This is a genomic window from Pedobacter sp. AW31-3R (genome assembly GCF_052180285.1).
Classification (GTDB): domain Bacteria; phylum Bacteroidota; class Bacteroidia; order Sphingobacteriales; family Sphingobacteriaceae; genus Pedobacter.
The window spans coordinates 3,626,878-3,641,390 of sequence record NZ_CP197475.1; the positions used below are offsets into that span (position 1 = coordinate 3,626,878).

Genomic DNA, 14,513 nt, shown 5'->3' on the forward strand with positions numbered 1-14,513 from the left:
CTATCACTCCTGGGATAGCTTTTTTTTATTCATCCAATTATTTCTTGTGAGCTCCAGCCATCGATGGCTTTCCCCTTCCAGAATAAATTCTTCTATATCAATAAGTCCAATTTTTTCCAGGACATGTCTTGATGCCATATTCCGCGTATCAGCTATTCCATAAATTGAGAGCAGACGGAGCTGCTCAAATCCATAATCCAGAGCAGCTTCAGCCGATTCCGTAGCATAACCTCTGCCCCAGTATTTTCTGATCAGCCTATATCCAATATCATAATAACCGATATGGTTATTGGTCAGTTCCGTAATGTATTTTAAGCCTGACCAGCCCATAAAATCATTTGTTTTTTTATCAATCACTGCCCATCGCCCTATCCCGTTATCGATGTACTGCTTCTTGATGAATTCAATCATTTGTTCTGCCTCAGTAATTGTAGTTACCGGTTTGTTCCCGAGAAACCGGTGTACTTCAGGATCAGCATCCAGTATAAAAAATGCTTCTTTATCTGTTGATTCTACTTCCCTTAAAATCAGCCGATCTGTTTCTGCTATAATTTTCATTTCATTGGTTTGATTGTATACCTGTTTAAAAATTCAGTACCCGATGAAGGAAAAAGAATTCTCACTCTTAAGGCTTTAAGTCCAGAAATACCCTGTAAATCTTCTACCTCAAACTGCTCAATTTCATGATCAAGCATACCAGAGGTATGCAGGCCATGAATGTATCCGCGATACTCTCGTTCTTCTGCCTCACTTGAATAGACTATGGTTATCTTTCCTGCCTCAGTAATGCGTTGAGTGCTACTTTTAATATATGCCTTATCAATTCGTTTTTTAACAATTTCAAAGCGGGCATTATAGGTACCATCTACATCAAAGCGCTTCTCATCCATTCTAAAACGCATGGAAATCGTACTATTATAAACCAGGATAAGTGAAGTGACCTCCATTGGATAAGGAAGTGTAAATTTTAACTGGTGATGCGCTGCTTCCATTTTACAAAGTACCTTCAGTTGCCAGAAACGAAGGGCATATAATTTTTCAATGGTAAATTCCCGTAAAGGAGCAATGGAACTTCCGATGTATAGGTTATGTTCTACTCCATCTGTTTTAAAGCGTTCATAATAATGAGGAAAAATCTCCTGTGCCTCCAGCTGACTTTTATCAATGACCAGTGCCATCTTCTCATTAATCAGGGAGATCGTCTTGTCATACTTCCGACGATAGGTATAAAAACTACCGGAATTTTTATCCGTCTCTATAAAATAATCATGTATTGCTTGTTTAAACTGTCCCGCATCTAAAGCACCCAAAGCAGGGTGCAAGACAGTTTCCAAATAATTTAGAATAAACTGTTCGGTATTGGCGAGGATATTAAATTCCAGTTGTTCCAAAAAAATATTCAGCTGTGCCCGCTCCTCTTCAAATGCTTTACGGCCGCCTAATTTTACTATTAAATGAAGCAGCTCATTCAACTGATTTTTAAGATCGATCTGTACACTTGAATTTCTTGCTTCAGAAGAACCTTTAATATCAATCTGTCCATAGAGCGGAAATACATCTTTAAAAATAACTTCCCTGGGAATATATGGTTCATCGTCCATAAGTGTTTCAAGGTTGCGCAATGCCTCTGCTTTAAATTTCCAGTATACACTCGCATGGATAGACGTATAGTAGTGCTGAATAACGGCCTGTTGCTGGTGCTGAAATTCATTAACCAATCGCTCAATGCTATCCGTCAAAAAAGGCATCGTAATGGACAGCTTATTCGCATTCACACTGTTCAATTCTTTAATTCGTGGAGATACCAATTCCAGAATACCAAGCAAAATACCATTTTTAACTACAGGAGCAAGTATAAAGCTTTTGACGTTTTTAGACTTCAATACGATTCCTAAAGGACTTTCAGGATTTGATGCCAGGTATTGATCCGTGTCAGATACCGAGAAATATGCATTCGACTTTATCAAGTGGCGGTAAGCGTCCATACATAAAACATCTTCGCTATCCTGCTGTTCTTCGTCAGGTAAAATATAACTCTTCATGGACTGGCCAAAAACAGCTACTTTGAATTTATTTTCTTCATGCAGATATAGGGTAAAGCCTACCCCAAGGTCTGCAATGCGGTAAATTGATTGAAAAATTGATTCTACATTCTGTCTGAACCGAACATTATTTAATCCGAGTAATTTCTCCTTTAATAAGGAAACAGCATTCTCAACAGTTGCATCATATAGGGTCATGATTGCAAAACCTTTCATTAACCAGCTTTCCCTTGGAAATTTCTCTTTCCATAAATCCAGGTTATCATAGTTATTCATTAGATTATCAATATCTTCAGCAGTTAATTCTACAGATTTTTCCGTAGGAGAAATTTCCATAAAATCAGCATTATACATAATCCTGTAGTGACGGACAATTCCATCAGCAGTTGGGATATCATAAAAAAGAGGCCGGCTGAAGTCGAGCTGCGTGCCATAAAATTCATTCAGAATCAGGCAACAGCTAAGGATATAAAATTGATGCTCATCAAAATCCCTGATGTTAAATTCAAAATCGGGGCCAGCCATTCTAAGAATGCTTTTAAATCGCTGGGTACGGTTAAACATGAAATTTCTATAAGGAATACTGATCGCTTTAATTTCATTCAGGGTAAGTACTTCAGGAAAATGATCCCCTAATAATTTCCTGATTAGCTTTTTATTGCCCTCAATCTGGGAAATATCTGTAAATCCCTCCCTGAATTCAGGGAAAGGCTTTACTTCCTCCAGCAGCGCTATTGCTTTTTCAGCACCTTCTTGTTGAACATCTGCAGCTATCCGTTCCAGGTTTTCGATAACCGGGGACAGAGACAATTGAAGCTGGAACGGGGTCTCTCTGAATATCGGGAGCTGCATAGGTAATGACTATTGAAATTTTGATCTGCACTAATGTAATAAAATTTAATAGGTTCGTATAATTTGGGCTCGCCAGGACAGTTTTCCACTGAAGGAACACAAAAACAGTAATACATAGATTTACAACAGATTATCCGTTCTATTTGATCAGAAAATGTGTCGATTGTCACCCTACAAATTGATCTCCATCATTTGTAAAAATCGTAAATAGCGGAATATTTGGTCTCCGTTAAATCATTATTACTTTGTTATGAAAACAGTATTAGTACTTACAGACTTCTCAGAAAGCGCAAGGGTTGCGGCTGACGTAGCAATAGACATTGCAGTTAAATTAAATGCCAATATTATGGTATTAAACACCTATAAGGGCCTTTATAAATTTCCATCAGTTGAGATTACCTCCTGGACTATGGGAAACTATGCTTTACTGATGCAGACAAGCAAAAGTAATATGAATAAAGAGGTCATTCGAATGAATAAACAGATTGCAGCTTTTTCAACGGAGGAAAGAAAACCAAAGATCATTAGTGTATGCCATTCAGGTCCACTCGCAGAGACGGTACGCGATATTGTCCATTCTGAAAACATTATGATGGTCATCATGGGTGGAAGAAAGAAAATAAATGAGAACGCAGCCCATGGTAGTGATATCAATGCTGTTTTATCAAAGTTGTCCTGCCCCACCCTCATCATTCCGGAAGATCAGAAAGCTACCGTAATCAATAGAATTGTTTTTGCAACTGATTTGGGCGGTAGTGATATCAATGCAATTAAATGGTTAAGCAAACTTTCAGAAATCTACAAAATCCTCATTCATGTAAGACATATCCAAAAAGAAGTACTAGCCGGGGAGATTGAAGAACAAGATGATATTTCAGCATGCATGACTGCCATAAGTGGGCTAAATTCAAAAAATATTTCTTTTCAATACCTCAGGGGAAATGATGTCGCACAAGAATTAGGAACATTTAATAAAATAACTCAAGAGGATATTCTTGCACTGGTACATAAAAAACACTCATTTATTTGGCGCCTGTTCCATGCTAAGGCCTGCGAAGTTGTTGCCACCCATAGAAAAACACCTATACTCATCATCCCTGAATCCTGGTAATTCAGGGATGATGAGTATAGGTGTAAAATTAATTATTGTAAAGCAGAAATTTAAATTTGCCCGTTCTAGAATACGGGCAATCTCCTGACTGATGAGGGAAATACCAACAAAGGTAGGTTAAGTTTCGCAGCCATTCTTTGGGTATTGCTACCTTTAAAAAATTGATCCCAGAAACTTTTGTTACGGTGTACCATCACCAGTATATCAAAATCAACATTATTGGTTAACCAGTTTAAGCCTTTTTCTATACGTTTCTCTTTTACATTCCTGTAATAAATACTAGGATAATTGATTACATTACCTACTTCGTCAAGGAAATGCTGGATCATCTTTGCTGATGCGCAATCTTCAGGTTGGTCAGCACAGATATGGGCAAGCATGATCTCCGCCCCAAATGGTTTAGCCAGTCCGGTCAAAGAACTAAGGACCTCAAGATCAGTTCCTTTCATGTCTGTCGCAAATGCAATCTTGTCAATGAGCTTAAATGGATGTTTTTCCGGCACAATAATTACCGGAATAGATACCGCGTCGATGACTTCCCGCATATGGTTACTCATCATAAATCCAGAAATCCCTTTCTTATGGGTACCCATGACCATGAGTATAATTTCCCCATCTGTTAAAAGCAGGTTCAAATTATCAGAAAAACCACCATTATCACATTTGCAATAAATGGTTGGTTTAAATGGGCCACTTGGCGAAACAGATAAATTGTACTTTAATTTCGCAGCGAGTTTATGTAATTCTTTCTCCGTATCTTCCTGAAACTCTTCAAGGCCATCATACGCACCCACAACCGGCATCCCTAAAGGATCCACAACCGGCAACAAGAATGAATGATACAATAAAATATTCGCATGAAGATGTTGAGCAATACCTAATGCATAATTGGCCGCAATCTCAGCCCTTTCAGAAAAATCGGTTAATACAGCTATAGTTTTCATATCCTTCAGTTAAAAATTGAATTTGTTTTCATATAAATTTAATTTAAACATGATGATTTAACCATGATCAAGATCATTGGATAGTAATGACCTTGATCACATGGTATGATGTTATGCTTTATACAATAAATTATAGTAGTCCTTCGCTAATCTGGAAGATTCAAACTCTGGAGAAACAGCTTTCGCAGCCTGTTTGACCATCTGGATCCAGCTCGTTTTATTTTTGTAATAAAGTGGTAATACTTCATTCTCCAATGTATCCATTAAACTGATATTCTCTTGTTTATCTATCTCTTCTATGGACAAGTGCTGATCGGCAGGAGGTATAATAAAACAGTTCACCCCATCATTTGCGAACTCAGGAACCCAGCCATCAGGCATGGATAGGTTTAAGGTTCCGTTCATGGCAGCCGACATGCCACTGGTACCTGATGCCTCACGGTACATCCTGGGATTATTGAGCCATACATCCGATCCTTTTTTTAATAAGGCAGATAAGCCAAGTTCATATCCTGTCAGTACAGCGCAATTGGCAATTGGTTTTGCCCTGCTTATGATCGTATTAAATAAATCTATAGAGCCCGTATCTTTAGGATATGGTTTTCCCGCCCAGATCACCTGCACAGGAAATTCCTGGTTATTCATCAGTTTTTGGAAACGGTCCCAATCGGCCATCATCAGATCCGCCCTTTTGTATCCGGCAAATCTCCTTGCCCACACAATGGTCAATACATTTTCATCAAATAATTTGCCACACTGGTCTGCCACTACTTTAAACAACTCTCTTTTCATCTCCTTTTTTCTGGCAATAATCGGCTCATCACTATCCAGGCCAATGGCTTTACCCATGGCTGGATCTGTCCAGTAAGTTTTATTCTGGGCATTTGTAATGGAAGTGATTTCACAGACTCCAGTATTATGCCCCCACATATCACGTGCAACTTCACCATGCAGCTTAGAAACACCATTCGCTTTACGGGCAAATTTAAGGGCACCAAGCGTATAATTGAACATATCTCCACCCATCCCCAGAATATGCTTGACTTCATGCACCTGCAAGTGGTAAAAGAAAGACATTTCTTTGAGCAATTCATAATTATGCTCTTCATTACCTGCCATTTCAGGGGTATGTGTGGTGAAAATCACATGTTTTTTCACTTCCTCCAGACTTTTCAATTTGGCATAGAGATAAAAATTAAGCGGGATAGCATGCCCTTCGTTCATATGGTAAATCTCCGGCGTCATATCGATTTTATCGAGTAGCATGGCTCCTCCGATCCCTAGAATAATGCTTTGTGCAATCCTCGCTGCTTCATTGGCATCATAGAGATGATGCGTAATGGTACGGGAGATCACATCATTTTCAGGAATGTCTGTAGTCATCAAAAATATAGGTGCCGACTGAAAAGTTTCCGGCTTGAGTAAGTATACTTTTACATTCACCTGTGCATCATGAACTGGCACTGTAAAGATGATCCCGGTGTCCTGTAAAAATGAATAATCCTTTTTGACAAATTCCGGCTTCATCAGGTCTTCTTCACTTCTAAGCTGGTCGTAATAACCATAAGTCCATAAAATACCAACTCCAACGAGGTTCTGTTTTAATTCATAAGCACTACGCATGTGGGAACCGGCAAGAAAGCCTAATCCACCACTGTAAATTTTGAGAGATTGATCAATAGCAAATTCCATTGAAAAATAAGCCGCAGGCAACGCGTAATCAGCAGCAGGTTCATAACCAAAGACATCGTTTCGTTTCATTACATTATTTAAATTAATCTATAAACACCTTCACACTAATATCTACCAATTTAATACATAATTTGTTTTGATCAGATAAAGTTAGTGTTAAAGCTAAAACAATTTAATGTATGCAGTCACCACCAGGAATGACATATATCAGTTATAACCTATTGGAATGGCAGCAAAAGGAAAACAGGAGAAAGATTCCAAAATAAAACCATAGCAAAAAAAACGCCAGTCAAATAGAAAGACCGGCGTTTTTGAATAACTATTTTGAAATTACACGAAAGCCATCCAGGAACTATTTTCTGTATAATCATTTACAACCTTAACCTCATTATCACTATTAAATGATGCCATCAGCGCTGTAATTTCCTGTTTTACCATCACTACACAATTATCAATCAGATCTTTCCTGAATCCCCTCTGCTCGAGGTCAAGCACGTAACCTACAGAAATTACCCTGCCAAGAACACGTCCCAGGTCAATAAGTTTACGTTGTGAAAAATTGCTGACAAAAGAAAAACTAAGTTCATTCTTGAAGTGAAGGCATGCTTCTGCCGTCAAAGAGAAACCTTTGAGGAAATCAAATAAATGTGTCTCTTTTTGTTTTTTCATCATCCTGGTTACCATATCAGCAATTTGCGCATAAAGCATTTCATTGGAACCTTCAAAAATCTGAAATGGCCTGCTGTCCATGATTCCACGTCCGCCAATATTACTGATCCTATATCCTTTGGCGCCAGACAACTGTACCAGAATCTGCGAAGACTCCTGCATCAGGTCTGTGACTACAGATTTCATCGCATTTGCTTCAAGTCCCTCCACAGCAAGGTTGTGTTCAATCCCGCTAATCTTACTGCTTCTTGCACACATCGCCGAACAAATCGTATACGCTGCCTGTATCCTGGAAATTTGAAACTGGATCTGGTCAAGCTCTAATAAGTTACCTGTACCAACGATCCTGTTTTGACAATGGGTCAATGCTTCATCCAACATACGCTTAATAAAACCCATCCCCATTCCTGGAAATTGCATTCTGCTTCTGTGCAGAATATCCAGCATCATTTTTATACCTGTAGTTTCAGGCTGCAATTTAAAATTTTTAGGTACCTCAAGATCAAGTTTATTTAATCCATAAGGAATCATATAAAGTCCCAGGTTATCGTATAATTCTTCTACTACCACCTGCTGCTTTTTAACCGTATTGTCAGCCAGGAAGAAATCTATATCCCTTCCCAGTTCTCCATTTGTAGCTTTTTGCCTTGAAGCGATGATCCAATAGTCAGCCAGCCCCGTAAGTCCCTGCCAATGTTTTGTGCCCTTAATATGATAACCATTTTCAACCTCAGTATTAGAAGTTTTCATGTTCAGCGCATCACTGCCATAATCTGGCTCTGTGATCATTAAACCGCCCATATTCTGGTTTTCAAGGAATCGGGTAAAAATACCCTGCCTTACACTTTCCTCAGCATACTTAGATACAGGCTCTAAGAAAAGCGCGATGTTAATTCCAAAAGTAAGCGAAAGTGGAAGCGATTCATAAGAAGCCGCCGCGAGTATTCCAAGACATTCCTTTACCTTACTCCCACGTCCGCCATATTGTTCTGGTATGGCAACTGACAAAGGCTGCGCGGATAAGATATCTTTCATCATTGAAGAAGGCAATCCCCTTTCTAAACTAAGTTTATTGATGTCCTCTTTTTCGTGAAATAAATGTTTTAAAGTTTGTTCAAAGTCTTTGATAAATTCTGAAAAACTAATATTCGTAATTGTCATGTAGCTAGGTAATGTATATATAATGCGAAGTTCCGACTGTAATTTATAAAATCATATGATTTAAATCATTTTTTTAAATCATATATTTTTTATGCAACTTATTTAAAGTAGTTTAAAAATGTAAAGTACGGAACAAATATCGGTTAAATTATTTATAATCATACTAAATAGGTAAATAATCAGCAGGTACTCCCTTTTTTCAGATATTTCTTGACCTCATTGAGTGAGGTACCGACAGATTTTACAGCTTCAATCAGATCATCATTGGATATGCCCAATTTTTTCGACCAGTAGTGTATTTCGTACTTTTCAGTGATATTAATTTTATTCTGCTGCAGTTTACGGAAAGAGAGATTATTGTTCATCGCTAAGTTATTTGGTTGCCTGTAAACATAGACAACTACAAATAGTTTAACTTTTTTAAATTAAATTTTTAAACAGTAGGAGAACTGGTCCATCAGACCGCACAATTAGGGATTAGATCCTTTCGTTATCACTAATTCATAAATGTAATCACTTCACTAGTAGTTTTAGTTAACACCATGTAAGCAGAACTTTCTGCGATAGAAACCCAATCCCCATTGCTATCGTTATTTGATCCTTCCTGGCAGAGCATCGTCTGTTTCATCTGAAGTGTCAATTTATTCAAGCAATCAGCAGATGCAGTATCGTCAATCCACTTAATATTATCTTCAAATAATTTAATATCCATCCGACATACTCACGTTTTATGTGATCAATACAAGTTTAAACTAAAAAAATCCATTTAAAATACCAATATATAAGTATTTTTTAATTGTTTTTTGAAGGCCATGAATCTTGCATAAAATTCATTTCAGCTTCTAAGATGAAACCTTATGCTGGTTTCATCAAAACATAATTGATTTTTAAAGGTGATGAAGCTATCATGTGCCTATTCATTGCTGTTTGTAAGCGGTAGGCTTATGAGGTTTTCATTAGCTCATACTGTTTCTTTATTTGAATTCAAAAATTCGCAAGCTCGGTCTCATTACTGTTTACAAGTGGGTAGCCACCTATACTTCTCCTATTTTTATTCTGGAATTGTTAATTTTTTAAAATCTATTCGTCTGGTTGACTTTATTCTCCCAACTCAGCTTCTTTCCGAAACCAAGTGTATGATCAGTAAATTTTATCGTATTTAGACTGATTGCCCATAGATCTCCGGGAATTGCCAGGGCGAATGGATATTTTTTATAATACGCAAGTTTAGCTTTGCTAAACATCTCATCTTCAGGCTGGAAGAATAGACCTGAAAATTGTAAGCCCTTTACCTTTCCTGTGATTAGTTTATCAGGAAGAATACTCCCGGATACTTTATTGTTCCGGATACCATTTTGAACATGTATCGTATTGATGGAGGATTTAAACACAAGTAAATTTGCTTCCTCACAATAGGCATAAAAACAAGTAGCACAATAAGGAGTATTGTTAACAGAAGTAGCAATTGTCATTGCAGTCTGCATTTTCAGAAAGGCGATAATTATTCTATCAGGCTCCATAAATCATTGGATTAGTAATTCTTGACAAATGTTGACAATTTCTGATCACCAAAATATGATCAATATCAACAATAGCTATTAAATTATCATTAAATCTTCAGAAACAACAAATAATAACAACCTGTATATTAAAACATTAACCACAAAACCCTTTAAAAACACCTGCTGTTCCACAAAAAAAAGTCATTTCTTTGTTATTTTTGAATCCTTAACATAGAAAATCTCGTATAGTATCCATTAACAATGGGATTATCACAATAAAGTTTATCAATGAAAAAATGGATAGTAGCCATTTGGCTTCTGCTACTCACCCTTATTGTATCTGTTTTTTTCTGGTATAACCAATTGGTCTATCTCTTACCCACTCCTGTTCCGAAGAACTACAAGGATGTGAGCAGGAATACGGTAATTTCACTAGATCCAGGACTAAATTTTAAAAATAATCTCCCTGTCTTTCTTCATTTTTTCAACCCCGACTGCCCCTGTTCAAAATTCAATATCAGCTATTTTAATTCTTTGGTAAAGACCTATCAGAATAAGGTCAACTTCGTCATCGTATTAATGACGGAAAAACCTTATACACCTATTGAAATCCAGCAACGGTTTAATATCCACATTCCGGTTATTGCAGATATGTCCCTGGCTGCTGTATGTGGTATCTATTCTACTCCCCAGGCAGTGATCCTAAAGGCGGATCACAGACTCTATTATAAAGGCAATTATAACCGTACCCGCTATTGTACCGATGAAAAAACAGGTTATGCCAAAATTGCACTTGATGGCTTATTAAATAATACTGATGTTCATTTCAGCCCTTTGACATTAAAAGCTTACGGCTGCACATTACCGAATTGTAAAAATTGATGGATCGCCCCAACTTTGATACCTCCCTTACTGATTATAACCACGTTGTTGACAATTACAGATTTAACGTAAAAAAAAGATCTGACAGGCTGATCAACTATTTTCTAAGTACCTATTTTTTAGCTGGTTTATTTCTTGCCACCTTTTATGATACCTGGAATATTGCTATTGGCATAGGTGGAATTACCCTGCTAGCCTATTATTCTGTGAAATGGATGCTCCCTGAATCCAATCTGTACCAATATGTCCTGAGTGTTTGTTTAGGGGTTTTCATGGCACAATTTATTTACCAGATGCATGGCCTGTTTGAAATGCATTTCTTTGCTTTTATTGGAAGCGCCATTTTAATTACCTATCAAAAATGGAAACTGCAGATACCTATGCTGATTTTTGTGGCCATCCACCATCTTGGGCTTAATTATTTGCAAAGTGTGGGGGTTGGTGAGGTATTTTTCACGAATCTGGATTACCTGGAAGTACAGACAATGGCTATTCACCTTATCCTAACAGTGGTGATCTTCTTTATTTGTGGATTATGGTCTTACCATCTCCATAAATACAGTGTATCACAGGTAACAATGCTCACACAGATCCAAGAGCGAAAGAATCATGAAGAAGAACTGGAAAAACTAAATAGGGAATTAAAAATTTCACATCAGGAGGCAGTTGATGCCAAACAGGAAGCGGAACGTGCAGCACAGGCAAAGAGTATCTTCCTTGCTACCATGAGCCATGAAATACGTACCCCAATGAATGGTGTAATGGGAATGACTTCTTTATTAGCTGAAACGATTTTGTCGGATGAACAAGCCGATTATGTGAATATCATCAGCACCAGCGGAGAAGCCTTGCTGACGGTCATAAATGATGTCCTTGACTTTTCAAAGATCGAATCCGGGCATCTGGAACTGGAGATAAAAAGTTTTGAACTCAACAAGTGCATAGAGGATGTAATCGACCTTTTTGCCAACAAGGCTTCCATACAGGGAATAGAATTACTATACGAAAAAGATAACACACTGCCAGATAGGTTCCTGGGTGATTATTTAAGAATACGCCAGGTTCTTATTAATCTCATCAATAATGCGTTAAAATTCACGCATGTCGGAGAAGTTCACCTTAAAGTCAGCCAGATAAATATAGATGATCGGAAAAGCAGGTTAATCCGCTTTGAAATAAGGGACACGGGTATTGGAATTCCTACCGAAAAACAATCGCGGCTATTTAAAGCATTTTCCCAGATAGACTCCTCGAATACAAGGAAATATGAAGGAACCGGATTAGGATTGGTGATTAGTGAACGTCTGATCAATTTAATGAATGGGACAATCACAGTGGAAAGTGAAGTGAATATAGGAAGTACCTTTTCTTTTCAGATCGCCTTACCCGTTTGTGAGGATCCAAATATAAAAACAGTTGACTATAATCCTGTTTATCATTTAAGAAAGAAGATTTTGGTGGTAGATGATAATGATACTAACCTCAGGATTTTAAAAGGCTTGCTGAGTTCATGGGATTTCTCTCCTGTCTTGGTGAATAATGCCAGGGCAGCTATGAAAGAATTGACGGAGAATGAACTTCCTGATATGATTATTACTGATATGCAAATGCCTGAAATCGATGGTGTAGGATTTGCCAAAAAGGTGAAACTGTTAAATCACCATATCCCAATTATACTATTAAGTTCTGCCGGGGATGATAGTAAATATAAATACCCTGAATTATTTGCTGGAGTACTCAATAAACCAGCTAAAAATAAACAATTATTAAACGTGATCTTACAGACACTTAATGATCAGCTGAACAGTAAACAGGTATCCAGAAAACATACACCTGGTAATTTGCTTGAAAAACACTTTGCCACCAGCTATCCTATGAGAATTTTGTTAGTGGAAGACAATCTGATTAACCTTAAGCTGGCTTCAGTAGTATTAAAAAAGCTAGGCTACGACCCTGATTTTGCCCATGATGGAAAAGAAGCGGTTGATATGTCTTTTGCTAAAGATTATGACCTGATTTTAATGGATATCATGATGCCAGAAATGAATGGGCTGGAAGCAACGAAAATCATTCGGTCTCTTCATAAGCATCAACCTAAAATCATAGCAATGACGGCTAATGCAATGCCAGAAGATAAGAACAAATGTCTGGATGCCGGAATGAATGAATATTTGTCAAAACCTGTCAATCTGAATCTGCTTGTTGATATCCTCAGGAATATACTATAAAAAAATTGCTATCTTGGTGTACACCATAACAAATCGCTAATCATGGATCAGAAAATTATTAATCTATATGATGAGTATACGCACAGTCAGTTAAGCAGGAAAGATTTTATAAGAAAACTTGCCTTACTTACCGGAAGTACAGCATTAGCGATGACGGTCTTGCCCTTGCTCGAAAACAATTATGCAAAAGCAGTAACGGTAAATGAGGAACTGTTAAACATGGAAATGGTTTCCTATCCAGGTGTTGACGGCGAGATGAAGGCATTTCTTGCCAGGCCAAAGAATAAAACCAACCTCGGGACAGTACTGGTCATACATGAAAACAGAGGATTGAACCCCCATATTATTGAAGTGACCAAAAGGGTAGCAGCCGAGGGATTCATCACAATGGGAGTCGATGCCCTCTCAGCCTTTGGTGGCACACCAGAAGATGAAGATAAAGGAAGGGAGTTAATTGGCCAACTCCATGCTGGAAACACGCTACAGAACTATTTAAATGGCCTCAGTTATTTAAGAACCAGAAAAGATGGGAATGGAAAAACTGGATGTGTAGGTTTCTGTTGGGGGGGCGCAATGGCAAATAGGTTATCTGTTAATGATCCGTACCTACTTGCCTCCGTTGCATATTATGGCACACAACCGGCTATTGACGAAGTGCCAAGAATTAAATCCAGCGTCATGCTTCATTATGGCGGATTAGACGAACGTATCAATGCTGGTATTCCAGCATATGAGACTGCTTTAAAAGCAAATCATATTGACTATCAATTGTATATTTATAAAGATGTAAACCATGCTTTCAATAACGATACCTCGCCAACCAGGTATAATGAAGCTGCTGCAAAATTAGCCTGGCAACGAACAATAGATTTGTTTAAAAAGAAATTGGGCTGATGTGCCGATACGTCAGTCTACCCTCTTTGGTAAGTACTGGGTAAATTCTTCCATGCAGTAACAATGATATCCGACGGAAGCTCTCCTCCCGTAATGAAATACCATTTATCTAATTTTTCCTTATAACACAGTATCTCATGGTATACATAGTTGTTATCTTTCACATTAGCCATGATAAATTTCGAATCTTCAGGCAATCCAGCAGAAATTGAGTTCCATTCCTCCATATTTTCAATTTAGTTTAGCGACAATATACAATTAATGGCAAATATTAACAATCATTCCGGTAGAAATTTCAAAAATTCCTGTAGCTAATGATTAATATTTTTAGCACTAACTCTAATCTATCCGCATTTTTTTCATTCTATTCTTCACTGTTATAAATACTTATCCAAAAACGATGTTTATACGGTAATAAAACAGGTAAATACACCTGACTTCAATTCAGCTGTATTCCGATACCTTAGAAAACTTTTTCACACTTACAACAATGCCCATGAGATGCTATATAATTTATAAAATAACAATGATAGAAG

Annotated in this window: 13 protein-coding genes; 4 read left to right on the plus strand and 9 right to left on the minus strand. The window is 37.5% G+C overall.

All coding sequences use genetic code 11. From position 1 onward, the window contains the following. Nucleotides 1–3 precede the first annotated feature (3 nt). Nucleotides 4–558, minus strand: a complete 555-nt coding sequence (locus ACSBL2_RS14985; protein WP_442587346.1) for a GNAT family N-acetyltransferase — start codon at nt 556–558, stop codon at nt 4–6. Further along, the gene (locus tag ACSBL2_RS14990) at nt 555–2,894 is read right to left on the minus strand and encodes a GAF domain-containing protein (protein ID WP_442587347.1); all 2,340 of its coding nucleotides are present in this window, start codon (nt 2,892–2,894) and stop codon (nt 555–557) included. The genes ACSBL2_RS14985 and ACSBL2_RS14990 overlap by 4 nt, the downstream gene beginning before the upstream one ends. Before the next feature lie 250 nt (nt 2,895–3,144). Here ACSBL2_RS14990 and ACSBL2_RS14995 point away from each other — a divergent pair, with 250 nt between their 5' ends. Continuing rightward, on the plus strand, nt 3,145–4,005 hold the full coding sequence (locus ACSBL2_RS14995) for a universal stress protein (protein ID WP_442587348.1): 861 nt from the start codon (nt 3,145–3,147) through the stop codon (nt 4,003–4,005). 65 nt (nt 4,006–4,070) lie between these two features. On the opposite strand, the gene ACSBL2_RS15000 is transcribed toward ACSBL2_RS14995, so the two are convergent. From ACSBL2_RS15000 to ACSBL2_RS15025, 6 genes are all read right to left on the minus strand, one after another. Beyond that, complete coding sequence (locus ACSBL2_RS15000; RefSeq protein ID WP_442587349.1) at nt 4,071–4,949, minus strand: universal stress protein; 879 nt, start codon at nt 4,947–4,949, stop codon at nt 4,071–4,073. A gap of 111 nt (nt 4,950–5,060) precedes the next feature. Beyond that, on the minus strand, nt 5,061–6,710 hold the full coding sequence (gene glgP, locus ACSBL2_RS15005; protein WP_442587350.1) for an alpha-glucan family phosphorylase: 1,650 nt from the start codon (nt 6,708–6,710) through the stop codon (nt 5,061–5,063). 261 nt (nt 6,711–6,971) lie between these two features. Continuing rightward, on the minus strand, nt 6,972–8,471 hold the full coding sequence (locus ACSBL2_RS15010; protein WP_442587351.1) for an acyl-CoA dehydrogenase family protein: 1,500 nt from the start codon (nt 8,469–8,471) through the stop codon (nt 6,972–6,974). A 179-nt stretch (nt 8,472–8,650) separates the two neighbouring features. Then, nucleotides 8,651–8,836 carry a DUF3606 domain-containing protein gene (locus tag ACSBL2_RS15015; protein WP_442587352.1) on the minus strand — a complete coding sequence of 62 codons (186 nt, stop codon included), beginning with the start codon at nt 8,834–8,836 and terminating at the stop codon, nt 8,651–8,653. A 131-nt stretch (nt 8,837–8,967) separates the two neighbouring features. After that, nucleotides 8,968–9,183 carry a hypothetical protein gene (locus ACSBL2_RS15020; RefSeq protein WP_442587353.1) on the minus strand — a complete coding sequence of 72 codons (216 nt, stop codon included), beginning with the start codon at nt 9,181–9,183 and terminating at the stop codon, nt 8,968–8,970. Between the two features lie 361 nt (nt 9,184–9,544). Next, a complete protein-coding gene (locus ACSBL2_RS15025) occupies nt 9,545–9,991 on the minus strand; it encodes a pyridoxamine 5'-phosphate oxidase family protein (RefSeq protein WP_442587354.1) in 447 nt (148 codons plus the stop codon). A gap of 270 nt (nt 9,992–10,261) precedes the next feature. On the opposite strand from ACSBL2_RS15025, the gene ACSBL2_RS15030 reads away from it, so the two are divergent. From ACSBL2_RS15030 to ACSBL2_RS15040, 3 genes are read left to right on the plus strand one after another with little or no spacing between them, the layout of a single operon-like run. Beyond that, nucleotides 10,262–10,855 carry a TlpA family protein disulfide reductase gene (locus ACSBL2_RS15030; protein ID WP_442587355.1) on the plus strand — a complete coding sequence of 198 codons (594 nt, stop codon included), beginning with the start codon at nt 10,262–10,264 and terminating at the stop codon, nt 10,853–10,855. Beyond that, entirely contained in the window at nt 10,855–13,083 is a 2,229-nt protein-coding gene (locus ACSBL2_RS15035; RefSeq protein ID WP_442587356.1) for a response regulator, read from the plus strand. Before ACSBL2_RS15030 ends, ACSBL2_RS15035 begins: the two co-directional genes overlap by 1 nt. 42 nt (nt 13,084–13,125) lie before the next feature. Beyond that, nucleotides 13,126–13,977, plus strand: a complete 852-nt coding sequence (locus tag ACSBL2_RS15040) for a dienelactone hydrolase family protein (protein WP_442587357.1) — start codon at nt 13,126–13,128, stop codon at nt 13,975–13,977. A gap of 17 nt (nt 13,978–13,994) precedes the next feature. On the opposite strand, the gene ACSBL2_RS15045 is transcribed toward ACSBL2_RS15040, so the two are convergent. Continuing rightward, nucleotides 13,995–14,204, minus strand: coding sequence for a hypothetical protein (locus ACSBL2_RS15045; RefSeq protein WP_442587358.1), 210 nt, complete (start codon nt 14,202–14,204; stop codon nt 13,995–13,997). Nucleotides 14,205–14,513 lie beyond the last annotated feature (309 nt).